The sequence below is a fragment of the Beggiatoa alba B18LD genome (genome assembly GCF_000245015.1).
In the GTDB taxonomy this organism is placed as follows: domain Bacteria; phylum Pseudomonadota; class Gammaproteobacteria; order Beggiatoales; family Beggiatoaceae; genus Beggiatoa; species Beggiatoa alba.
The window spans coordinates 601003-625452 of record NZ_JH600070.1 but is presented as its reverse complement, the minus strand read 5'-3'; the positions used below and the strand labels follow the sequence as shown (position 1 = coordinate 625452).

The following is a 24450-nucleotide window of genomic DNA, read 5'->3' as shown; positions in this document are numbered from 1 at the left end:
TTTTCGCACGTTCCGACAGACCTGCTAGGTTTTGAAAACCTAGCAGGTCTTTTTTTGTCTGAATCAGAATTCACAGAATTTTCAGAATTAGCAGAATTAAAAACAATTAAAAACATAATTTTTTATTCTTTTAATTTTCTTGTCTTTTTAATTCTGAAAATTCTGATTCAGACAAGCTCTTGTCTTTTTAAAAGAATCTCGCCGTACTCGCGTTATTATAAAACGACATGGAGGACTGCCAGTCCTAGATTTAAATCACTTTATGGTACGGTTACTATATAAAACTCGTAGAACTCAGGTTAAAATTAACGCTGTGCTAATTGTGTTCCCGGTGGGGCGTACTTAGCAAAATAACCGCGAATACCCTGCAAAATCGCTTGTGCTAATTGGCGTTGATAAACTGGGTCGTTTAATTTGCGCTCTTCTTCCAGATTAGAAATAAATGCCGTTTCGACTAAAACAGATGGAATATCGGGGGAACGTAAGACTAAAAAGCCTGCACGTTGTACTTTAGATAAATGGGTTTTATTCACTTGACGTAGTCCGTTTAAAATTTGTTCGGCCGCGTGTGCGCTGGCTTCTAATGTGCCTGTTTGAGATAAATCCAGTAAAACAGAGGCTAATAAATCATCTTTATCATTTAAGCTCACCCCGCCTAATAAATCTGCCGCGTTTTCCTTTTCTGCTAACCATAATGCCGCTTCACTGCTCGCGCCACGTTGTGACAACATGTAAACCGATGAGCCTCGTACATTGCCATTTCCTTCCGCTACGGCATCTGCATGAATAGATATGAATAAATCAGCTTGATGTTGACGTGCAAGGTCTATACGTTCACGTAACTTTAAAAAATAATCGCCATCTCGAATTAAAACAGGACGCATACCATATTCTCGTTCTAATAAACTCGCTAATTGGCGGGCAATGGCTAATACGACTGTTTTTTCATAAGTGCCTTGCTTACCAATTGCCCCAGGGTCAATACCACCATGTCCTGCATCAATGGCTACAATTAATTCTCGTCCATTACCATCTTTTTTCGGGATAACTGGGGTTAATTGACGTGGGCGATTGGTTGGAATTGTGGCTTGTGCATTGAGGCGATTGTTGGGGGCTGTTTGGTTTAATGATTGATTCGCTAGGGTGGAGTTCGTTGATGGCGGGGGAAGGCTGATAACGAGCGGGTTACGCGGAGAGGATGTGCTTGCCATTTGTGCGAGGCTACGCTGTGTTGCGGGAGGGGCTTGTGTGATTTGTGTGGTTTGCCCACTGAGTATGTCGATATTGAGACGATGCCCGATAATGCCCGCAGGTTTTAATAAGAAGCTTTTAGTACGTACAGGGGCATGTAAGTCTAAAACAATCCGTAAATCATTGTTATTACGTGGTGCGCTGCGTATGTTTTGAATCAACGGGTGATTTTTCGCAAAATTGACAAGCGATGTTGATAATTTGGTGTTTTCCAAATCAATCACTAGCCGTTCAGGATTAGAGAGGCTAAAAATGCGATAGCGTACAGGGCTACTAAAATCAAATAGTAAACGCACACTGGTTGCTGTGTCAGTTGCAACTTGCATGGACTGTAACTGAACACTTTCTGCCCGTACATGTGTTGCAATAACACAAAGGAAAACAAGTAGAAATACCCGAAATTTCGTTAAATACCACATCATCTTAACTCTAAGAGGAAATAAAAACCGATTAAAAAATAGGGTAGTGCGAAACAAGTCAGGCTTTAAACGCATAAAACCCGATTGTCTAATGAATCTTTTAAGCCCTGCTAATTCTGAAAACGTTGTGAATCCTGATTCAGACAACCGCGTTAAGATTAACGTGTAAAACTTGACTTGTTTCGCACTGCCAAAAATACGATACCCGAAAAATAATGCTATTAGCATACAACATGCCGCCCACCTTTCCGCATATTAAACACCGTTATAGTGTCAAGCAACAAGATATCTCAGGGTATTATGCTTATTGTCAAATTCTCCACTATTTCTTATCTTTTCAAGTTGTCATACTCAGTTATTTCAAGACTCAATTAATCATTAAAGAGGCATTATGATGCACTTACGAACACTTTTCCTTTACTCACTTCCTTTTTTGTTTTACACCGTCACGGCTGTGAGCGCAGAGGGTACACCTAAAGTTGATTGTAACGACCCACAATCAACTTATGAGATAAATTATTGCGCTGAAAAAGCGTATCAATCTGCTGATGCGGCGTTGAATAGAGCGTATAAAAATTTGATGAATAGTGGTTTATCCGCAGAGGAACAGGCGTTATTGAAAACAGCGCAACGGACATGGATAAAGTTTCGTGATGAACATTGTGAATATGCGGTTTACGGTGCGCGAGGTGGTACAGGATTTTCAGGCTTTCTGAATGCGTGTTTACAAGACATGACAGAGGAACGAATCCGCAGTTTAGAAAAATCATATCTTGAATAATCAGCTTATTTATCCTTGTTGGATAAGAGGAGTTTACCCATGCGTCACTTTATTCTTGTCTGTTTATGTGTTTTAGCGGGCGAACTTTCTGCGACAGAAGCAGAGCCTTTGCGCCAGATTGTACAAAACACCTTATTAGCCCCTGTAGAAAGTTCAGACAATACTTTGTCTATACAGGAAAATTCAGCGGATGGTTTTACTTTTTTTGATAATAACGGGCGTGAATTATTTGCTGCTGTTACGGTACGTACTGTTGAGGGAGAAACACAAACTCGTGAAATACGGACAGTTTGGCGTAAAGGAGGGGAAGAACAAACGTCTGGCGGAGACCGTGTTATTTGGGGATTTTTTTATGTGAATCCAGCGGATGTGAGTTGGGGAAGTTTTAATAATCCAGAGGTTTATGTCAAAGTTTGGATTGATCGGGGTGGACGTGTTGACGTGAATTTTTTCCATGTCTCTGTGCCTGATATTTTTGTGGCGACTGGATTTGCAAGAAATGGTGCACCAACCACGACATTTGGTGAGTTACAAAGCACGGTGACGTTAAGCAGTCGTTATGTTCGTCATTATTTGCCAAACAATGGGGATAGATTTTTTAGGGATTATTAATTTTAACCTGAGTTCGGCAAGTTTCTTTTAAAAAGACAACAGCTTGTCTGAATCAGAATTTTCAGAATTAAAAAGACAAGAAAATTAAAAGAATAAAAAATTATGTTTTTAATTGTTTTTAATTCTGCTAATTCTGTGAATTCTGATTCAGACAAAAAAAGACTTGTTAGGTTTTCAAAGCCTAACAGGTTTTTATTTTTAATATAGTAAACGTACCACAAAGCGATTTAAATTTAGGACTGCCAGTCCTTCGCATTGTTTTATAGTGCGTTTACTATATTTTTAGCGTTCCCGCAATGCTTCGTCATGCACTTTTTTGATGGGTTTTAATAGGTAATTTAACAGGGTTTTCTTGCCCGTTAAAATATCTACGTTGGCAGTCATCCCTGTAATAATCGGCAGGTTTTTATCGCCATTTTTTAAGAAATTTTGTGTTGTGCGTAGTTGAATTAAGAAAAAGGCTTCATTGCGTTCATTCATAATGGTGTCCGCGCTGATATGTTCTAGCGTTGCGGATAGTCCGCCAAAAATTGAGAAATCGTAGGCGGTAAACTTAATCATGGCTGGTTGCCCTGGGTGTAAAAAAGCGATGTCTGAGGGGCGAATTTGTGCTTCTATCAGTAATGTGTCTTCTAACGGCACAATTTCTACTAAATCCATTCCTGGTTGTACAACGCCACCAATGGTTGTGACTTTTACTCGTTTTATTGTGCCTTTGACGGGGGAGCGAACAAGTGTTCGTGTCACACGGTCTTGTAGGGCTAGACCTGATTCGGTATTTTTGGCTAATTCGGCTTTATTATCATTGAGTTCTGCTAGTGCGCCCGCGCGAAAAGTGGCGGTGAGTTCTTTTATTTTGCGTTCTATTTCATCGACGGCGGTTTCTGCGCGGGGAATGCTTAAGCGAATACTTTCGGCATTGCCTTTTAAATCAGTTGCTTCACGTTGTAAGCGGAGTAGTTCTACTTCTGACATTACGCCTTTTTTTACTAGAGGTTCAGTAATATTCAGTTCTTTTTTGGCTAATTCGTAACTTTGTTGTAGTTGAGTCAGTTTTGATTTTAATTCATTGATTTCTTGTGTTTTTTGGCGTTTTTGTTGTAATAAAATATCTATATTGGCTTGTAGGGCTTGTTGACGGGAGTTTGCAAGGGCTAATTCGTTTTTAAAAAAACTTTGTTGTTCTTCAGGTATTTTTGCGGGTAAAGCAAATGGTTTTCCTTCCGCTTCGGCACTTAAACGGGCAATTTTGGCTTGTAGTTCTGCGATGCCGACATTGTTTTCTCGATAGGAGGAGGAAAAACGGGTGTCGTCAATACGTAGTAGAATTTGTCCTTTTTCGACAATATCACCTGCTTTAACAGGTAGTTCGGAGATAATGCCGCCTTCTAGGTTTTGCACGATTTGAACTTGACTTGAGGGTATAACTTTGCCCATACCGCGTGTGACTTCATCTAGTTCGGCATAGTTTGCCCAGATGCCAGCAAGTAGAAGAAATAAGGCACTTAGCCATAAAATCAGGTGTGTGCTTGTGCTGGGTTGGGTTATTAACCAGTCATGTGTTTTATGCATGGTTTTGTTAATCCTGATGATACATAGAGGGTTTAACGTTGGGCTATTTTATGAGTTGTCGCTTCAACCAGAGAATGCTACCTATTACATAATAGAGCGGGAATAAGACGGGGGGGAGTGGTAGAGCTTGCCAATCATGGGGATGTAAAAAAATATGTTGGAGCAGTTCGCGTCGATAAGCCCATGAGCTATTGAGTTGTAAATCGTAGTAGAAGCGTTGCCATAAAACTGTCCGTAAGGGGATAGGTATTGGTAATTGTAAGTAGCGTTCTCCCGCTTGTTGAAGCCGTTTATAGCGTGTTTGTTGTTGGTAGGGGGGAAGTGTATCAGGTAAAGGGCTGTTTAGTAGGTGATGGGCAAGGTGTATGCCTTGAATGAGTGAGGGTAAACAGCCTATGTGTTGCGCGTTGGTAATGACTTTATCCCAGTCAAAAGTGGTTTGTTGTAAGAGTGTGGCGATGTCCCAAAGCCAGAATAAACAGCCCCATACGTGTTGACTGCCATGTGCAGAGAGGTAGAGTAGGTTGTGTAAGGGGGCTAGGACGGGGAGTGCTTGAGTCTGTACGTAAATGGTTTGATGTTGTTGATAGAGTTCGTTAAATGGAATCGGGCAAAGATGGTGGTTGTAGGAAAGTCGCCAGTGAATATCTAGGTAGCATTGTCCTTGTGGGTGGTAGTATTCAAATTGATTCCATAGTTGTTGAATTTTTAAAAATTGGGCTTCTGTCAGGGAAAATGCGGGTTGAATGCGTTGGTAGCCTTGTTGTTGTAATAGGGTGTCAACGTGGCGGAGGTGTTGGGGATCAATGAGTAGGTCTATGTCGCCCGCGTGGCGTGCGCCAATATTGCCGTATAGTTGTAGCGCAAGTCCTATGCCTTTTAGGACGATGCAGGGGATATTGTGTTGTGTAAAGGATTGTAAGAGTGTTTGTATAGTCACTAAATTGCGCATTGCCCGCAGGGTGTTTTTTTCGTAGCGGGTGCGTAGGGCTTGGCGTATGGGGTTGGGAATTAAGTTGTTATTTTTTAGTGATTGATAGAGTTGTGGGGCAACTCGATGACGGTCTGTAAGTTTTAATACGGTTTGCCATGCAATCGTTTGATTGAGCAGTTGAGCGAGTTTATCAGGTTGGTGGGCTTGGCAGAGGAGTTGAAACTCAACGGACATGGTGTTTTTCAATCAGTTGTTGATAGGTTTGTTCCATTAATTCGCCAATTTGTTGCCATTGGTAGCGATTTTCGACGAGTTGTCTGCCTTTTTCTCCATAGTAACGGGCTTGGAATGGGTTAGCCAGTAAATCTGCAAGGGCTTGTTGTACTGCGTTTTGTTCGCAGGGGACGATAACACCCGCTTTTGCTTGTTGAATATCGTGATGCAGATTCACTTTGTCAGAAATCAGTACAGGACAGCGACATGCCATGGCTTCTAACACGGCAATACCGAAATTTTCTGAATAAGAGGGTAATGCAAATAGGTAGGATTCTCGCAGGAGGGAGAGTTTTTCATCCCCTTGTATCATGCCTGTGAAGGTGGCACGGTCTAACATGTTATCCACGCTTAATAAGTGCTTTAAATGGTCGGCATATCTTTCATCGTCTGGACCTGCAATAACGAGGTGAATATCGTCTTGTTGTTTTGCTAACGCGATAAACGCAGGAATCAGAAGGTCTAAGCCTTTCTTAAAATGAATGCGCCCAAAAAAGAGGATGATTTTTTTATCTTTGGTTTCAGGGTAATAATGGGCTAACCATTGGGATGGACGCGGTTTATCATATTCGTTTAATGTCAGTCCTAACGGTACGATAACACTGTGGGCGTTATGGGTGTATGGTTGGGCAAGGAGTTGTTCTTCTTGTGTAATAAAGTGGATTGCGGTTGCTTGTCGCATATTCCGATTTTCAAATGTCCATTCCATTAGTCGTTTTCGTTGGCGATGACGTTGATATAGGAAGGGGTCTAATGTGCCATGTGGCAACATGACATAAGGTTTTTTGTACCAGCGACATAGCCAAGGCGCGATAAGGTTATGAAATAAATACAGGGAATGTATATGGACAATATCAACTGTGGGAATCATTTGCGCTAATGCCCGCGCCATGGGCAGGGATGTGCCCCAAAAACGGGGGGATTGAATCGGAAAAAACCGTAATTGCACCCCTTCGCGTTGAATAATTTGATTTAAAGGGGTATCAAGTTCGCCATCACCGTCTTGATTGGTTGTATAAATAGTGACTTCGTGCCCCCGTTGTGCAACGGCACGTGCTAACTCAAAGCAGGCTTTTGCAGGGCCACCATAACGCGGGGCTAAATTGGCAATAACGTGTAATATTTTCATGGTTTTTAGGGGTTAATGCGCTTATTAATATTGGGTTAATGTGCCGTCACGTTTTGCGCGTTGTATGGCATGGTGAAAAGCCCATAAACTGCTTGGTAGTAAAAACAGGGTAAATAAACTTAAAGGCAATAAGTTAGGCATTAGTTGTGTTAGTGAATAGCCTTGTAAGAGTGCAAGGCGTAGTCCTTCTAAGGCATATGTCACAGGTATCCAATGGGCAACCAGTTGTAAACTATCAGGTAATATACTAATAGGATAGTATAAGCCGCAGAGTAAACGGGCAATACTGACAAATAGGCTACTGAGAGCCTCGCCTTTTTTCAGTAGGATAACAACGCTCGCGGTTAAAATGCCCAAACTGCTAAAAGCCATCAGGGTAAGTAATAAAAATAAGCCCGTTGCGATTAGGTTTGCACCATGCAAGGTAATCTGAAAAATACCGATGGCTAATCCAAGATAAACCACTACTCGTGCTGTTGCTCCTAGTAATTGGTAGCAGATACTCGCAATAATTAAGGTTGGTAGCGCAGTTGGTGTGACTAATAAAGCCTCTAATGTGCCAAGCAATTGCCCTTCACGAATCTGTTGCGGGAGTCCTTTCAATAAAACTTCTAAATAATTAAAAAAGGCAAAGCCAATGAGGACAAAGGCAAAGTAATCACCGCCATAGGGTTGTAACGCAGGCAATTGGGCGTGATTTAAAAGACGAGCTAAAAAAAAGAAAGTAAATAATAAGGTAAATAGGCTGAAAAAAGCGGGCAAAAAAACCAATCGATAGCTTTTTTCATGTTGCCAATCACGAATAAGAAAAGCCCTTATTTTAGCGAGTTCGTGATACATGACGTGGCATCAAATAACTCACCCAAGCTAAGGCAAGGAATATGATAAAAGTCGCCGCATTGGCGGGAATTTGTAAGCTAAAATCAACCATGCTGTGAATCAACATTGCCAAAATTCCCATCATGACACCTAAGGCAATTCCACGACATAGAGGGTCACGTCGACGAAATAACGTTAAAAAAGTTGCTAATAGGGAAGCAAGCACAATACAGGCTAGTATGCTTAATCCGATTAATCCTGTTTCCGTCGCAAATTCCAAATAATCATTATGCGCATGGTCATAGTATCCTCCAAGTCCTGACTGCCAATAACTTGGAAACACCGCATAAAAACTGCCTAATCCTGAGCCCATCCAAAAAAAATCTTTCCAATAGTGAAAAGCATATAGATAAACATCACCTCGTTCTTCACCCGTGATGTGAGTCACATTAATACGTTGACTCAGTTGCTCTATACCGAAAAAAGTACCCATCACGGCTAAATCTATCAGTATTAAACTGAATAATAAAAGACTGACTGAGCGGGCAGTATGACGCGCGAAAAATAACCCGATAAACCCTGTTATTAGCAAACTACCAAAGAAAGCAATATTGCCCATGCGTGAGCGCGTTAGAATTAAGGCAATGACTAAAATAATCAGGTATAACCGTAAACGCATTTTGTGACTAAATAGAAACGTCAGCCAAGCACGCAAGCGTTGTCGCCATGTTTCATACTGAGTGTCACGTAATTGACTGATAAGTAAGCCTAATCCCATAGAAAAACTGAGGATTAAGTAATTTGCAAAATGGTTGCGATTGACAAAAGTCCCCGTTGCAAAGCCTTCATAAGCCGTTTTCGGGCGTAAAAAACCATATTCCCAACCTGTCAATGTCATGACACTGCCATAAACAGCCTGTACTACACCACTGATTAATAAACAGTAGGCAACCCAACGTAGCCGTGAGTGACGATTAACTAACACTAGCACTAATGCAAAGAGTAGGACATAACTGATACTCTTTAACAACGCCGCTTGTGTGCTAAATACATCAACAGAAAGGGTTAGCGTGGTGGGGGTAGTGCCAAAAGTAGCTAACTGATAAAGTCGCGCCGTGCTTGGAGATAAGGTGTTTACCCAGTAATAGGGCAATGGTAAACATTGTAGAATCAAATAGAGTAACCACACACTCCAGAGAATTAAGAGCGGATAGGCTCGATAAAATGTTGCAGGAAAGCTTATTTTCTGTTGTAAAAAAGAAATAATCCAAATAAACCATAACGAGAAAATGCTGATTTCCATGATTGCCCATGCCCAAGCATGATTGCTCGCAAATGGAATGGGTAACCAAATAATAAGCAACAATAAACTAATAAATAAGTAACGATCAGCAAGGGGTGGTGTTGACATAACGCATTATTTTTGTTGTAAACTTACAACATACTGTTGTAAAATTCTGTGCAGTTGTAAAGACATGGCATAATATACTCAATATCAGAATATGTTGTTAAGTGTTACTTTGTAACTAGTTACAACTATTCGTAATTGCGCTATCGTGCAGTTTATAAAAATACTTAAATATAATGGTAAAATTGCACGAATACCCTCGAGATGGTTATGGATGTTTTATCATAACGATTGAAATTATAAGATATTGAGAGTATCAGGTTTTTGAATGGTACAGTAAATGCTATAGGAAAACATCATACTACATGTAGGTGTTTTTACTAAACTAGGCAAACGCTTAACATGGATAATGCTTATGAGACCTTGTATAAAAACTTTCCTAACTTGTTGTTTAATTACTTACGCCCCTTATTCTCTCGCGGCTGAAAGTGGTTTTCCCGTTGGACCTACGGTTTTACACCCTTCGATAGGAGTAGAACTTGGACATAATGATAACGTTATACAATCTAGTCATGATGAAATTCAATCTATGTATATGCGTTTAACGCCAGCGGTTAAGTGGGAGTTAGAACGATTAACTGATAAATATATAATTGATTTTGATACAAATATCATACGCTATTTTGACAGTTCCGCAGACAATGCAGAAAGTTATGGTTTAGCAGGTTCTGCGGATTTAGATTTGCCCGATAAATTTCATGCATTTTTAAGTGCGGGTTACCATAAATATTATGATCCTAGAGGTACAACGGATTTTGATGAGGATGGAAACCCAAATAAGTGGGATACAAGTACGCTAGATGGAAAATTAACGTATGGCAGTCCAGGGGCGAAAGGACGCATTGAGCTTAAAGCAAATTATGCCACTGTTCGCTATGATGAGTTCGACGTTGCACAAATCACTGATCGTCATCTTTTTGGCCTAGGCGGTGCTTTCCACTATCGAATTCAGCCAAAAACCTATTTATTTATTAATGCTGATGTTGTTGATACAAATTACGAAACAAACACCCGTTTAGACAGTAAAGAATATCGTTATGGTATTGGCGCAAGTTGGTTTGCAACCGCAAAAACAACAGGTACGTTGAATGTCGGTTACAACAATAAAGCAATGGATAATGACACTATTCCTGATTACACAGGTACTTATGTACAAGCACTTGTCAACTGGAGACCAAGAACTTACTCATTATTTGATGTGAAAGCCTCAAGAATGACAGGAGAAAGTAAGGGCTTTGGGGACTATAGCTTAACAAATGCATTAGGTTTAGCATGGACTTATGCATGGACTACGCGGGTATCCTCCACACTAGGCTATGACTACGCCGATATCGATTTTGCAGGAACGGATAGAAACGATAAGAAAAACGGCTTATATGTAAACCTTAATTATCAAATGCGACGTTGGTTGAGCTTACGTGGTGGATTCGACTTTATCGATTTTAGCTCTAATTACCCTGATGAAGATTACAATCAAAATGTTGTATCTTTAACCCTATTCTCCAGCTTTTAATCGGTTATAAAACATATGCGTGCTATATTATTCTTAATATTGATAGGCTTAACCGCTCTTTTAACCGCATGTGGTGGAGACGATTTCTCAAAAGAAGTTCCTGTTAATCCAACGAATATTGCTGATATGTCCAGTTATCAGCTTGCAAGTGGTGACCAGATTACGATTACCGTATTTGGTGAAGACAGCTTAAGTGGTAATTACCGCTTGAGCGACGCAGGGACGATATCCTATCCCCTGCTAGGAGAACTGCAGATTTCTGGCTTAACCATTGGGGATTTAGAAAAATTACTTGCAACCCGTTTAACAGAAGGTAAATATCTGGTCTCCCCTAAAGTCACTGTTTCTAGCGCAGAATATCGCAAGTTTTTTATTAACGGTGAAGTCAAATTACCTGGTGGATATACCTATTTACCAGGGCTGACGATTTTAAAAGCAGCCTCGATTGCAGGTGGATTTACAGAACGTGCATCACGTCGCAAAATTTATATTTTGCGAGAAGGTAGTAAACCCATTCAAGCAGAACTCCATACTTATATTCAACCCGGTGATATTATTACAGTAGAAGAAAGTTTCTTCTAACCATAATAGTCCATTGCTAAGGAAATCAAGGTAAAGGTGTTAGTCAAATAACACCTATTTTTCTATGAACTTCACACAAAAACAATTAATAGCAAATGAATTCACACACTCAGTGGATGAAAGCGAAGTTGATTTACGCATTTACCTGAATATTCTTAACCGTTATAAATGGCGAATTCTTCGCCTCACGCTCTTAATTAGCTTATTAGCGTGGCTTGTTAGTTACACACTTCAACCCATTTATACCGCAACAGCGACTTTTCTAATTAATGTAGAGTCCCCTAATATCGTTTCTGTGCAAGAGTTTACGGTCAGAAATGACCAAATGAAAACACAAATAGATATCTTAAACTCTATGCAAGTGTGGGAAGAAACTGTTGCACGGATTCAAAAGCAATTTCCACATAAATTTCAACTGCAACCCCAACAGCCACTTAATTTATTAGGCATTACCTTAGATTGGCAAACTTGGATAAGTCGGTTAGGGATTACCCTGCCTGAACAACAAACTGAAGCCGCTCTCGTTCCTCCCCCTTTACCCGCAAAAGGTAATTTATCCATTATTGATACCAAGGGCAGTCAAGTTATAGAAATTAAATACGATTCACCTGACCCTGAATTAGCCAGTGCGATTCCCAATACTTTAGCCGAGGTTTATGTAGAAAATGATTTAGAATCACGGCTACAAATGACACAAAAAGCAACAGTTTGGCTGACGGAACGTTTAGATAACTTACGCAGTAAATTAGAAGAATCAGAAAAAACCCTACAAAACTTTACAGAAAACCAAAAATTAGTTGATGTTTCAGGGGTTAAAAGTGTTGCCACGCAAGAGTTATCCCAAATCAGTTTAGATTTAGGAACTGCTCGGCGTAAATTAGCAGAAACCAGCAATATGTACTCGCAGATACAAGGGGTTAAAGGAAAACCCTTAGATATTTTAGTGACCATTCCTGTCGTTTTTGCTGATCCATTAGTCAGTAGTTTAAAAGCAACTGAAGCCAATTTAGAACAAAAAGCCTCTGAATTAAGCAAACGCTATGGCAGTCAACACCCTGAAATGATTGCCGTTCGTACAGAATTAGAAACGAATCGTGCTAACCTTGCTCGAGCAGTGCAACGGATTATTGACAGCGTCACCAAACAATATGAAGTTGATCGTGCTAATGCAGCGACATTAGAACGTAATATGCGCCAAAAAGAAGGCGAAATTCAAAATATTAACCGTAAACAATATGATTTAGGCGTGCGACAACGTGATGTAGAAGCAAACCGTCAACTTTACGATATGTTTTTAGCCCGTTTTAAAGAAACAGGCGTGACTCAAACTGAACAAAAAACCATCGGACGAATTGTCGATGCTGCCGTAACTCCCACACGTCCTGATAAACCTAAAAAATTAAAAGTGGTGGCAATTGCCTTTGTATTTGGACTGTTTTTCTCTATATTTCTTGCCTTTTTATTAGAATATTTAAATAACACGCTAAAACATGGTGATGATGTAGAACAAAAATTAGGCATGTCTTTATTAGGCATTTTGCCCAAACTACAACGGAAGAGTAAGCAAAGACCCTTATTTATTGTGCTTGAAGAAGAACATTCCTATTTTGCTGAATCTATCCGAAGTATGCGAACAGGCATTATGTTATCGAATGTGGACAATCCGCATAAAACTTTGTTAATTACGTCTTCATTGCCTTCTGAAGGAAAAACAACGTTTGCAACTAATCAGGCGTTTGCATTGGGACAGTTAGACAAAACAATTTTAATCGATGCAGATATGCGTCGTCCTTCTGTTGGCAAGGGCTTTGGACTGAATGAAAACGCCCCTGGACTTTCTGAAATGGTTGCAGGTACAAAACCGTTTGAAGAATGTGTACACCACTTAGAAGGCATGAATATTGATTTAATTCCAAGTGGTATGTTACCGCCGAATCCTTTAGAACTTTTATCTTCTCAACATTTTTCAGAGATTTTGAAAAAACTGGAAACTGAGTATAAATATGTAGTTATTGATAGTGCGCCCATTCATGCTGTCAGTGACGCGCTAATGATAGCCCGTGTTGCAAGTGCTGTTATTTATGTGACTAAAGCAGATTCAACACCCTATCAACTGATTAAAGGGGATATTAGACGCTTGACCGCTATTGATAAAGCACCAATAGGTATTGTTCTCAATCAAGTTATTCCTAAAGCCTTATCACAATACTACGGCGCGAAATATGGCTATTATGGCGGTTACAGTGACTATTACGGCACTTATGGCTTAGAAAAGAAGAAAGCAGCGGGATAAACTGCCATGAACAGAGATAATAAATAAGATGATTGCATCATTAAGATACTCGCAGTGGATGAGTCTCTTTTTTATGCTGGGTTTATTGCTTGGCATTTATCATGCGGGGCGTTTAGGGGTAGCAGATGTATTAACCCGTCAAATAAGGCAGGAGATGCAACAGTGGAAACAAACGCCCGAACATGTGAATCAAGTTCGCTGGAGTTTTATTTATCGAAAAACTCAAACTCTTGCAGAGTTAATTCCTCAAAGTCCTGATGTTTTAGAACTGCAAGCGCAACTGTATTATTGGCAACTGCGTTTTATTGTTGCGGATGTTCAAACCTTACATGAAATGGTACAAACACAAGCATTAAATCATTTTCTATATGCTGCGCAGAAAAGACCCAGTTCAGCCTATACATGGAGTAACATTGCTTTATTAAAATATTATTTACGTCAATATGATACGCAATTCTTTCAAGCATTGAAGAATACCGCATTATTAGGTTCATGGGAGCCATTAATGCAACGACAAGTCATAGAAATCGGACTGATTAACTGGTACTACTTACCGCCAGCCTTACAAACTGTAGTCGTGCAAACCATTGAACACGGATTACAGATGCCATTTAATCAAGTTTCTCAGCTTATTCAACAATATCGTCGTCATGCGGTCATTTGCCAAACTCAACAACCCAATACCCCATTACTAACCAAAATTTGTTCCTAATGCGGAGTGATGTGAAAATGCAATTTTCTATACGTACCCTACTACTATTTTTCAGCGTTAGTCTGCTGAGTGCTGTTTCTTCTATCTCTGTAGCGGCTGAAGAGGTGCTTACCCGCTATATTCATATTGGTTCTGGTAGTGTGATTAATCTCTATTTTCCAACGGGTGGTTTTGTATGCCACGCGATTAACCAGAATTTTGCAAAACATCATCTACGTTGTACGGTAGAGTTGACTGCGGGTGGAATTGATAATTTAGAAAAAGTGGCTAAAGGTCAATTACAATTCGGTTTTGCAGGCGCAGACTGGCAAACAAAAGCTGCTGATGATTATAAAAATCTACGCTCCGTTTTTTCATTATTTGATGAAGTTTTCACCGTTGTGGTTAGAAAAGATGCAAATGTGAAAAGTTTAGAAGATTTAAAAGGAAAACGTATTAATATTGGTGAAACTGGCTCAGGACAACGGACGACCATGGAAAATTTAATGCAAGCCTTTGGTTGGGATACCAGTATGTTCCAAGCCTTTGCCATTCGTGATGTTGAACAAGCAGATGCTTTATGTAACAACCAGATAGATGCTTTTGTTTATTTATCTGGACATCCTAATGTTTCTGTACGTCAAGCAATTGATATTAGCAGACAACGTGAGTTTTCTGAGAAAACATGTGTTGAGGCAGAAATTTTAAATATTACAGGTGATGCAGTTACACAATTTATTGCCAAACAAAAAGATTATTATCAAGCCAATATTCCCGCGAATACCTATGAACGACATGCCAATGATATCGCCAGTTTTAGCACAAAAGCGACTTTAGTGACCAATGCAAATGTTCCTGATGATGTTGTTTATGAACTGGTAAAAGCCGTTTTCTCGACATTTGCCGAAGGGAAAAAATTACATCCTGCTTTCGCCCCGCTCACCCCTGAAAAAATGATGTTAGGTAACACCGCGCCAATACATGCAGGGGCTGAAAAATATTATCGTGAAAAAGGTTGGATTAAATAACTAAAGGGTATTGTAATGGCAGGAGGTCTGATTCGTCCGCATCATGCAAAACTTGCGGTATTGTTTCGCTTAGTGGATGCATTGTTAATAGGCACTCTCCTATGGTTACTTTCCCAACAATGGCATATTTCTTTTTGGGAACACTCTCATTACTCCCTCATGACTTTATTGGCAATGATGCTCTTTTTCTTCATTGCCGAATTTAATCATTTATATCACTCATGGCGTGGCGATGTGTTAGTGGGTGAATTACGAATTATTTGGCGAGTCTGGTTTCTAGTCACAGGAATTCTATTGATTTTAGGGTTTACCTTTAAAGCCTTTGATTCACTCTCTAGGGCAGTGGTTTTAACGTGGTTAGTCACTGTGCCAATTATATTAAGTGTATGGCGTTTAGCTTTACGTTCTTTTTTAGGCTATGTCCGTGAATCAGGGCGCAATGGTCGGATTGCCATTATTATCGGTGCAGATCATTTAGGTGTTTCATTTGCAAAAGCCTTGTTAGAACGTCCAGAAACAGGGATTCGTTTACAAGGATTTTGTGATGATCATAAACCCGCAAGCGATACTGCATTGATTGAAGGCACTCAATTAACCTGTTTAGGAACACCAGATGTTGCCTTAGAGCAGGCAAGAAATGGAGCGGTTGACCTGATTTATATTGCTTTACCCATCAAAGCGGAAGCGCGGATACAAGAGTTAGTCACGGCTTTTGCTGATGCGACTGCCTCTGTTTATATCCTCCTGCCTGATTTATTTATGTTGGAAATGCTTCATGCTCGGCTAGTTAATTTTGGGGATTTTTCCGCTGTGAGTATTTATGAAACCCCATTTTCTGGATATGGTGCATGGATAAAACGCTTAGAAGACATTATATTAGCAAGTTTTATTCTACTTTTAATCAGTGTGCCCATGTTAATCATTGCTGGGCTGATTAAATTGACCTCTAAAGGGGACATTATTTTTAAACAACACCGTTACGGCTTAAATGGTGAAGTGATTGAAGTATGGAAATTTCGCACAATGCGAGTCAGTGAAAATGGTTCAATTGTCACGCAAGCGCAACGTCATGACCCCAGAATAACCCGTTTAGGTCGTTTTTTACGGCGAACTTCTTTAGATGAACTCCCCCAATTTATTAATGTATTACAAGGTCGTATGTCTATCGTAGGACCTCGTCCTCATGCAATCGCACATAATGAACAATACCGCAAATTGATTCCCCGCTACATGCTGCGCCATAAAGTAAAACCCGGTATTACAGGCTGGGCGCAAATTAACGGTTGGCGTGGCGAAACGGATACTTTAGAAAAAATGGAGCGACGGGTAGAGTACGATTTAGAATATATTCGTAATTGGTCAGTCTGGTTAGATTTAGAAATTATTTTTGCGACGGTTTATAAAGGGTTCTTAAATAAAAATGCCTACTAAGTGAGGATAACTATTGAAAATTTTAGTAACAGGTGCTGCTGGGTTTATAGGTTTTCATCTTATTCAACGTCTCATAGCACGGGGAGATAATGTTATTGGATTGGATAGCATTAATGATTATTACGATACACGTCTGAAATTAGGACGTTTAGCAAAAAGCGGAATTGATAACCCTGTTTATAAGCAATTAATTATCAGTAAATTTGCAACTAACTATCGTTTTATTCAATTACAGTTAGAAGATAACCCCGCCTTACAAGCACTCTTTGCGCAAGAAAAATTTGAGATTGTTATTAATCTGGCAGCACAAGCGGGGGTGCGCTACTCCATAGAAAATCCTCACAGTTATATCAGTAGCAATATTGTTGGCTTTCTAAATCTCTTAGAAGCCTGTCGACATCATCCTGTACAACATCTGATTTATGCGAGTAGTTCCAGTGTTTATGGGTTAAATACTAAAATTCCTTTTTCTGTACACGATACAACCGACCAGCCCGCCAGCCTATACGCTGCCAGTAAAAAAGCGAATGAGCTTATGGCACACACTTATGCCCATCTCTATCAACTACCCAGTACAGGCTTACGCTTCTTTACCGTTTATGGCGAATGGGGCAGACCTGATATGGCTTATTTTTCTTTTACACAAGCGATTTTAACGGGTAAACCCATCAATATTTATAATAATGGGCAAATGCAACGAGACTTTACCTATATTGATGACATTATCAACGGTATGTTGCACGTGTTAGCCTCACCCCCACAAATCAGTTTAAATACTCCGCCTTATCGTTTATATAATATTGGTAATAATCAACCTGTTAAACTACTTGATTTTATAAAAGTTTTAGAAATGATATTAGGTAAGCAAGCCGAAAAAAATTATTTACCGATGCAAGCAGGTGATGTTGTCACTACTTATGCAGATATTGATGACTTAATAAGAGATTTTTCTTACAAACCGACAACTAATATTGAGGAAGGACTGCAACGTTTTGTTACATGGTATCGAGATTTTTACGCTTGTTAAAAAAATGAAAAAGCCCATTATTAATGAACAAATTCTATAGAACCGATTTGAAATGTTTAAAAAGAAACAAGTCGTTTAATCATGAGTCTGATAAAACACAGTTTCAGTTTAGCATTAACCTGAGTTTTGCGAGTTTCTTTTAAAAAGACAACAGCTTGTCTGAATCAGGATTCACAGGATTTTCAGGATTAGCAGGATTAAAAAGCGTGATTCACCTGACTTTTTGGTTTGAGGGTTTTAAATCCTGCTAATCCTGATTCAGACAATGTTTTAATTTTATCTGATGAATCCCGATGAAAAACAAGAGAGTAATCTCTGCCAGTCCTTCAACCCTTTTCGCGTGTTCCGACAAACCTGCTAGGTTTTGAAAACCTAGCAGGTCTCTGTTTTGTTTTATAAATCTCTCCGAACTCAGGTTATAGAACTTCCAAAAAAAAGCAGACGTTTAAGGGATGTGATAAACGTCTGCTAAAAGTGGTTTAAGACTGTTGGTTAATGATGTGCAAGTGCATCCGAAGTCGGTGCGGTGGATTTATCCGTTTGTTCTGTCGCGTTGTTAGGAATTGCATTGGCTTGTTTTAGTTCTTCATACCATAAATCATGGTGTTGCTTTGCCCATGATTCGTCAACATAGCCTGTTACCATTCCTTCCAGTGAGCCTTCACTGCCCATTGTGCCAATGTAAATATGTCCGAAAGTGAAGGCTATCCATGCTAGCGCGAGGGTGACATGTAGTAAGTGTGCAGTTTGTAGTTGGTTGCGGGTTTGTTCAAATAGGCTGGGGAAATGTAGGAATAAGCCTGTTGCGCAAACCGTTAAGCCGACAATCGCTACAACCCAGTACCATGTTTTTTCCCCGCCATTCATCCGTCCTGCGGAAGGGTGTCCGTGTCCTATCATGCCACCGCCTTTTAAAAACCAGTCTAAATCGGCTTTTATCGGTATGTTGTGGCGTAACCAGAGTAAGACCATAAGGATAACACCGCCCGCAAAGTAGATGCCAAGAAAGTTATGTAATTCATGTGCATAGCTAGCATAAGCAGCAAAACTTTCTTTGCCCAGTAGTGGAATTAACACTGCGCGTCCGTATAATAAACTTAAGCCTGTGATGGCTAAAATAATGAATAAAATCGCGGTGTACCAGTGTAGTAAGCGTTCAAAAAATGACCAGCGCAGAATTTTTATTCCTGTTCGTGGGTGTTCTAGTTTGAGCTTGCCACGGAGGAGGTAAAACAGTCCAATCGCACCAATCACGCCGATAAGTAAGTACGCGCCATAGGTTGCAATCGGTGCATTGCGTAATTGTCGCCAGTTTTGTCCTGCATTTTGGATTAAAATCCCACGGTCAACGCCTTGAATAGTGGTATAACCGACTTCACCACTCCGCACTTCGCGCCAGTAGTCAGCACGGGGATTGGTTGCGGGGGCTTCGGCGGTCGCTGTGGCGGTATTTAACCATAGTAAACTGCTAGCGGTTGGTATCAGAATAGCCAGCGCGAGGATGAGTAGGAAACTCCAGCTCATCATGCGATAACGTGTTTTACGTGTCATAACCCTGCTCCTTAACGGTCAGCTTGTACCATTTTAAAACGCGCGGCGAGTTGGGCTGTGCGTTGTTCGGCTGGGGGTAAATTGTCGGCTTGCCCTTTGTATTGCCCTTGATGGTGTAAGGTGACATCTTTCGGGTCTTCATAGCAGGCGGTTAGGGTTAATAAGCAGACAAGAACGCTGAAAAAAGATAAATATCGCATGATGATGTCCTAGTCTTTGTAGGCTGTGCCCCAGCCCCAGAGTTCGGAACGTCCGCCACGGCGAACAATGCGTTCACGATAGAGCATAGAAACCATGTCGCTATCGCCTGCCAATAGGGCTTTGGTTGAGCACATTTCTGCACATAAGGGCAGTTTGCCTTCTGCAATGCGGTTGCGTCCGTATTTTTGCCATTCTTCTTCGCTGTTGTCGGGACTTGGACCGCCTGCGCAGAAGGTGCATTTGTCCATTTTTCCGCGTGCACCGAATTCGCTGACTTTGGGATATTGGGGCGCGCCAAACGGGCAGGCATAGAAGCAGTAACCGCAACCGATGCAGAGATTTTTATCATGTAAAACAATGCCGTCATCGGTGGTGTAAAAGCAGTCGACGGGACAGACTGCCGCGCAAGGTGCATCGCTACAGTGCATACAGGCGACTGAAATCGATTTTTCTCCCGCGACACCGTCATCTAGCGTGACTACACGACGGCGGTTGATGCCCCAAGGGACTTCGTGTTCATTTTTGCAGGCGGTGACGCAGGCATTGCATTCGATACAGCGTTCTGCATCGCATAAAAATTTCATTTTTGCCATGATTTTAATAACTCCCTTTACGCGGCGGCAGTGATTTTACATAGAGATACTTTGGTTTCTTGCATGGCGGTGACGGAGTCGTAACCGTAGGTAAAGATAATGTTGCAAGATTCACCAGAGACCAATGGCGCAGAGCCTTCAGGGTATTTAGCGCGACGGTTTTCGCCTTGGAAATAGCCCGCAAAGTGGAAGGGCATAAAGACCACGCCCGCAGCAACGCGACGGGTAATCATGGCTTTTACTCTGATTTTTCCGCCTTCAGGAGAGCTGACCCAAACCATGCCACCGTTTTTAATTCCTGCGTCGTTTGCATCTTTGGGATTAATTTCGATAAACATGTCTTGTTGTAATTCGGCAAGCCATGGATTAGAGCGGGTTTCATCGCCACCGCCTTCATATTCGACTAAGCGTCCGCTGGTCATGATGAGCGGGAAATCTTTAGAATAATCTTTCGCTTGTATCGATTGATAACGAGTGGGTAAACGGTAGTAGGATTTTCTATCCTCATAGGTGGGGTATTTGGCGGCTAATTCGCGGTCGGGCGCGTATAAGGGTTCGCGGTGAATCGGTACGGGGTCTGGGAATGTCCACACGACACAGCGGGCTTTGCCATTGCCAAAGGGTAAGCAACCGCGTTTTAAGACAGCGCGTTGAATCCCACCTGATAAGTCTGTTTTCCAGTTTTTGCCATCAGCTTCGGCTTTTTCTTCGGCGGTTAAATCGTCCCACCAGCCGAGTTTTTTTAATAATTCGGCATCAAATTCGGGATGTCCATCTTGAATTTCCGCGCCTTTGGGGTAACTGCCTTCAGACAAGAGGGTTTCGCCATTACGTTCTACGCCCCAGTTTGCGCGGAAGTTGCCCCCGCCTTGCATCACGTGTTGGCTAGGGTCATAAAGAATATGTGTTCCAGGGTGTTTTAATTCTGGTGTTCCCCAGCAAGGCCAAGGCAAGCCGTAGGTTTCGCCGTTTAGCGTGCCACCTTCAGCGCGTAGTGTGGTGGTGTCAAAATCGCCCCAATGTTGTTGATGGGCTTTTAAGCGTTCTGGGCTTTGTCCTGTGTAGCCAATGGTCCACATACCACGATTGTATTCACGGACAATATCTTCAATTAAAGGTTCGTTGCCATTGACTTTGATATTTTTAACCAGTTGTTCTGCAAAGCCGAATTTTTTCGCAAACAGATACATTAAGGTGTGGTCGGGCTTGGATTCGAATAAGGGGTCGATGATTTTGTCGCGCCATTGTACGGAGCGATTGGAGGCGGTGACAGACCCGTAGGTTTCAAATTGGGTGCAAGCGGGCAAGAGATACATATTGTCAGTACGGTCTTGCATCACGGCTGTTGCAGTGGGATAGGGGTCGATAACGACTAATAAATCTAGCTTTTCCATGGCTTTTTTCATTTCTGTGCCACGGGTTTGGCTATTAGGTGCGTGTCCCCAGTAAATCATCGCGCGAATATTGTCTTTTTGCGCAATATTTTCTTTGGCTTCTAAAACGCCATCAATCCAGCGTGAAACGGGTATCCCTTTGGTGCTCATTGGGCTAACGGGTTTCATCTCGTCTTTGACTTTCTCTTTTTCGTAGCTATTGCTATCGAAGCGAGATTTTAGCCATTCGTAGTCCACGCTCCAAACCCGCGCCCAGTGTTTCCACGCGCCATCAGCTAACCCGTAGTAACCAGGTAGGGTGGTTGTATCTAAGCCGAAATCGGTCGCGCCTTGTACGTTATCGTGTCCACGGAAAATATTTGTACCGCCACCAGACACGCCCATGTTGCCAAGCACAAGCTGGAAAATGCAGTAAGCACGGGTATTGTTATTGCCGACAGTGTGTTGTGTGCCACCCATGCACCAGACAAACGTACCAGGGCGATTTTCTGCCATCAGTTGCGCGACTTTTTTCACGTCGGCTTCTTGAACGCCTGTCACACGCTCGACTTCTGCGGGTGTCCATTTTTCAACTTCTTTACGAACGTCTTCTAAACCGTAAACCCGTTGATGAATATAGTCTTTATCTTCCCAACCATTTTGGAAAATATGCCATAACGTACCCCAAATAAATGGTACATCCGTACCAGGGCGAAGGCGGACATAGTGGTCAGCATGGGCGGCCGTGCGGGTAAAGCGGGGGTCGATAACAATGAGTTTTGCCCCGCGTTCTTTCGCTCGGAAAATATGTTGTAAAGAGACGGGATGGGCTTCGGCAGGATTTCCCCCAATAATCATGACTGCTTTTGCATTGTGCATGTCATTGTAGGAGTTAGTCATCGCGCCATAACCCCATGTATTAGCAACCCCTGCAACGGTGGTGGAGTGGCAAATACGGGCTTGATGGTCGACGTTATTCGTGCCCCATAGCGCGGCAAATTTGCGGAATAAGTAGGCTTGTTCGTTGCTAAATTTGGCAGAGCCGAGCCAGTAAACGGAGTCAGGGCTAGCGGTTTCTCGAATGGTGAGCAGTTTGTCTCCGACTTCGTTAATCGCTTGTTCCCATGAAAGGCGTTGCCATTTACCAGCGACAAGTTTCATCGGATATTTTAAGCGGTGGTCGCCGTGTCCATGTTCTCGTACTGATGCGCCTTTCGCACAATGTGCGCCTAAATTGAAAGGATGGTCAAAAGCGGGTTCTTGCCCCGTCCATACGCCATTTTGCACTTCTGCAATCACGCCACAGCCGACAGAACAGTGCGTACAGATAGAACGCACGGTTTTAGTGTCAGCGGTTGAATAGTTTTTTTCACGTTCGCCAGCTTCTGCTTTTTTCATTAAGCTGGGAGCAAGGCTTGTGAGTGCGGCAAGTCCACCAACAGCAACCCCCGAACGTTGTAAAAACGTGCGACGGTCTATGGCATTTAGTGGGGAGGTGTGACCGCTAACGGTTGCGGTACTCGTGGTTTGTCGTTTGACTAATTTCATAAAATACCCCTCGTTAAATTATCAACAACCGCTTAAAATTGCAGGGTTTTATAGTAGGCTTCTATGTGGGGCGTGAGGTGATAGCCTTGCGCATGTGTCGCTTGAGTCGCGTCTCTTGCAGGCGATTCGGAAGGAATGGCAGTTTCTGCATTGACAACGGTACTACTAACAACCGCTGTTGCACTACCAAGTACCGCTAAGTTTTTTAAAAATTCACGGCGTTCTTTTTGGATAGTCATTTGAGTTTCTCCAAGTGTAGAGTGTGTCCACTACTATCTATTTATATTTAGTGATATTGCGGAAAGCCGAATCATTATAAAGAATAGTTTCCCTTGATGATTGTCCTGCCTAACACGTCACTGCGGTTTTATTATTATGTGCTGTTATCTGTGTCGAAACAGTATAGTACTGATTCAATTGTCGCTAAAAAATTGGCGGTATCCTTACCGTAACATTGCAAAGGCTTGTTGTTCAATCTGGATAAAACATTTTCCTAATAGTCCCACTTGTTTGTAAAACTGCGCACTGGGCGCGTGTTGCATATCATGGAAAAATTTATGTAACCAGCTTAAGTGGTTAATAAAAAACTGTTTTTGTGTTTCAAAAGTATATTCATCAGCATGAATTATCAGTAAATTCATTACTTCACATAAGGCAGCTGCGTGGTCTTCTGATTCATAAGTATCTTCATGACGGGCTAGCCCTAAACGCGCTAAGTCTTCACGTAACAATGCTAATGGTTTATCCATTAACATCCCTGTGACATACCAAGAGCGATAAGGAACAATTTCGCCTTTACCTAATCCAATGAATAAATTTTGATATTCGTCTGCGACAAGGTCTGCACATCTTTGTTGTGCACACTGTTGTAATGCTTGTAATGCGTGGGGTAAGGATGCGGTGTTATGTTGCAAATCTGGGTCATTTTGTAATGGCTCACTGACAAGTTGACCTAATTGTTGCAATAATGTGTCACTTGGTGGATTTGCTAATAAACCTGCTAATAATGCGTAAAGTCGCGCTCTCCCCGCATCTATTTCATTTAATATAGTCATATTTTCAGCAATAGCAGTGGTATCTGTTCGCTGTGAAACAGGCGTTGTGGACATACGTAGTGTCACTTTGTGAACAGAAGTGTGGCAATAGTTAGACCATTTACGCAGGATTAACGACAGCTAGCAAGCAAAAATACGAAATCATCCCGTTATCATTACCATCAAGTAGTATTTGAAAAGCTCAAATCACTAAAAATAATAATTGATAATGAATAGGGAAAATGAATGATGTTGGGAATTAACTGAGGAAGGCAAAACTAAAGAAAGGAGAGATTATTATTGGTCGGGGCGAGAGGATTTGAACCTCCGACCACTTGAACCCCATTCAAGTGCGCTACCAGGCTGCGCTACGCCCCGAATTAAAGA

At 41.5% G+C, this 24450-nt stretch carries 21 protein-coding genes and 1 tRNA gene; 9 read left to right on the top strand and 13 right to left on the bottom strand.

From position 1 onward, the window contains the following. Window positions 1-305: 305 nt before the first annotated feature. Window positions 306-1673, bottom strand: coding sequence for an N-acetylmuramoyl-L-alanine amidase (locus BEGALDRAFT_RS02530; RefSeq protein ID WP_198284595.1), 1368 nt, complete (start codon window positions 1671-1673; stop codon window positions 306-308). Between the two features lie 388 nt (window positions 1674-2061). On the opposite strand from BEGALDRAFT_RS02530, the gene BEGALDRAFT_RS02525 reads away from it, so the two are divergent. After that, complete coding sequence (locus BEGALDRAFT_RS02525) at window positions 2062-2451, top strand: lysozyme inhibitor LprI family protein (protein WP_040294853.1); 390 nt, start codon at window positions 2062-2064, stop codon at window positions 2449-2451. A gap of 39 nt (window positions 2452-2490) precedes the next feature. Further along, window positions 2491-3063 (top strand): hypothetical protein, encoded by a 573-nt coding sequence (locus tag BEGALDRAFT_RS02520; protein WP_002683353.1) that lies wholly within the window; start codon window positions 2491-2493, stop codon window positions 3061-3063. Between the two features lie 282 nt (window positions 3064-3345). On the opposite strand, the gene BEGALDRAFT_RS02515 is transcribed toward BEGALDRAFT_RS02520, so the two are convergent. Genes BEGALDRAFT_RS02515 through BEGALDRAFT_RS02495 form a run of 5 tightly spaced genes read right to left on the bottom strand, consistent with a single transcriptional unit; the run spans window position 3346 to window position 9201 of the window. Further along, on the bottom strand, window positions 3346-4635 hold the full coding sequence (locus BEGALDRAFT_RS02515; protein ID WP_002683351.1) for an HlyD family type I secretion periplasmic adaptor subunit: 1290 nt from the start codon (window positions 4633-4635) through the stop codon (window positions 3346-3348). 43 nt (window positions 4636-4678) lie between these two features. Then, entirely contained in the window at window positions 4679-5803 is a 1125-nt protein-coding gene (locus BEGALDRAFT_RS02510; RefSeq protein ID WP_002683349.1) for a nucleotidyltransferase domain-containing protein, read from the bottom strand. Continuing rightward, complete coding sequence (locus BEGALDRAFT_RS02505; protein ID WP_002683346.1) at window positions 5793-6971, bottom strand: glycosyltransferase; 1179 nt, start codon at window positions 6969-6971, stop codon at window positions 5793-5795. Before BEGALDRAFT_RS02505 ends, BEGALDRAFT_RS02510 begins: the two co-directional genes overlap by 11 nt. A gap of 24 nt (window positions 6972-6995) precedes the next feature. Next, window positions 6996-7811 carry an ABC transporter permease gene (locus BEGALDRAFT_RS02500; RefSeq protein WP_002683344.1) on the bottom strand — a complete coding sequence of 272 codons (816 nt, stop codon included), beginning with the start codon at window positions 7809-7811 and terminating at the stop codon, window positions 6996-6998. After that, on the bottom strand, window positions 7792-9201 hold the full coding sequence (locus BEGALDRAFT_RS02495; protein WP_002683342.1) for an O-antigen ligase family protein: 1410 nt from the start codon (window positions 9199-9201) through the stop codon (window positions 7792-7794). The genes BEGALDRAFT_RS02500 and BEGALDRAFT_RS02495 overlap by 20 nt, the downstream gene beginning before the upstream one ends. 352 nt (window positions 9202-9553) lie before the next feature. On the opposite strand from BEGALDRAFT_RS02495, the gene BEGALDRAFT_RS02490 reads away from it, so the two are divergent. The 7 genes from BEGALDRAFT_RS02490 to BEGALDRAFT_RS02460 all read left to right on the top strand — a co-directional run bounded on the left by BEGALDRAFT_RS02490 (window position 9554) and on the right by BEGALDRAFT_RS02460 (window position 17763). Beyond that, window positions 9554-10711 carry an outer membrane beta-barrel protein gene (locus BEGALDRAFT_RS02490; RefSeq protein ID WP_002683334.1) on the top strand — a complete coding sequence of 386 codons (1158 nt, stop codon included), beginning with the start codon at window positions 9554-9556 and terminating at the stop codon, window positions 10709-10711. Between the two features lie 15 nt (window positions 10712-10726). Continuing rightward, the gene (locus tag BEGALDRAFT_RS02485; RefSeq protein WP_002683332.1) at window positions 10727-11293 is read left to right on the top strand and encodes a polysaccharide biosynthesis/export family protein; all 567 of its coding nucleotides are present in this window, start codon (window positions 10727-10729) and stop codon (window positions 11291-11293) included. A gap of 64 nt (window positions 11294-11357) precedes the next feature. Next, window positions 11358-13586 (top strand): GumC family protein, encoded by a 2229-nt coding sequence (locus BEGALDRAFT_RS02480; protein ID WP_002683331.1) that lies wholly within the window; start codon window positions 11358-11360, stop codon window positions 13584-13586. A gap of 73 nt (window positions 13587-13659) precedes the next feature. After that, window positions 13660-14298: a hypothetical protein gene (locus BEGALDRAFT_RS02475; RefSeq protein WP_040294852.1), complete on the top strand. Its 639-nt coding sequence runs from the start codon at window positions 13660-13662 to the stop codon at window positions 14296-14298. 17 nt (window positions 14299-14315) lie between these two features. Next, on the top strand, window positions 14316-15305 hold the full coding sequence (locus tag BEGALDRAFT_RS02470) for a TAXI family TRAP transporter solute-binding subunit (RefSeq protein ID WP_002683327.1): 990 nt from the start codon (window positions 14316-14318) through the stop codon (window positions 15303-15305). A gap of 15 nt (window positions 15306-15320) precedes the next feature. After that, the gene (locus tag BEGALDRAFT_RS02465) at window positions 15321-16736 is read left to right on the top strand and encodes an undecaprenyl-phosphate glucose phosphotransferase (protein ID WP_002683325.1); all 1416 of its coding nucleotides are present in this window, start codon (window positions 15321-15323) and stop codon (window positions 16734-16736) included. Window positions 16737-16749: 13 nt separating this feature from the next. Then, a complete protein-coding gene (locus BEGALDRAFT_RS02460; RefSeq protein ID WP_002683323.1) occupies window positions 16750-17763 on the top strand; it encodes an NAD-dependent epimerase in 1014 nt (337 codons plus the stop codon). Between the two features lie 492 nt (window positions 17764-18255). Here BEGALDRAFT_RS02460 and BEGALDRAFT_RS02455 read toward each other — a convergent pair whose 3' ends face one another. From BEGALDRAFT_RS02455 to BEGALDRAFT_RS02425, 7 genes are all read right to left on the bottom strand, one after another. Then, the gene (locus BEGALDRAFT_RS02455) at window positions 18256-19314 is read right to left on the bottom strand and encodes a formate dehydrogenase subunit gamma (protein WP_002683320.1); all 1059 of its coding nucleotides are present in this window, start codon (window positions 19312-19314) and stop codon (window positions 18256-18258) included. Window positions 19315-19325: 11 nt separating this feature from the next. Further along, entirely contained in the window at window positions 19326-19514 is a 189-nt protein-coding gene (locus BEGALDRAFT_RS02450; RefSeq protein ID WP_002683317.1) for a hypothetical protein, read from the bottom strand. A 9-nt stretch (window positions 19515-19523) separates the two neighbouring features. After that, window positions 19524-20108 (bottom strand): formate dehydrogenase FDH3 subunit beta, encoded by a 585-nt coding sequence (gene fdh3B, locus BEGALDRAFT_RS02445; protein ID WP_002683315.1) that lies wholly within the window; start codon window positions 20106-20108, stop codon window positions 19524-19526. Between the two features lie 17 nt (window positions 20109-20125). Beyond that, on the bottom strand, window positions 20126-23029 hold the full coding sequence (locus BEGALDRAFT_RS02440; protein ID WP_002683313.1) for a formate dehydrogenase subunit alpha: 2904 nt from the start codon (window positions 23027-23029) through the stop codon (window positions 20126-20128). A gap of 32 nt (window positions 23030-23061) precedes the next feature. Beyond that, complete coding sequence (locus BEGALDRAFT_RS02435) at window positions 23062-23268, bottom strand: twin-arginine translocation signal domain-containing protein (RefSeq protein ID WP_002683312.1); 207 nt, start codon at window positions 23266-23268, stop codon at window positions 23062-23064. Between the two features lie 204 nt (window positions 23269-23472). After that, a complete protein-coding gene (locus BEGALDRAFT_RS02430; protein WP_002683309.1) occupies window positions 23473-24138 on the bottom strand; it encodes a TorD/DmsD family molecular chaperone in 666 nt (221 codons plus the stop codon). Between the two features lie 226 nt (window positions 24139-24364). Then, a tRNA-Pro gene (locus BEGALDRAFT_RS02425) sits at window positions 24365-24441 on the bottom strand. Window positions 24442-24450: the final 9 nt, after the last annotated feature.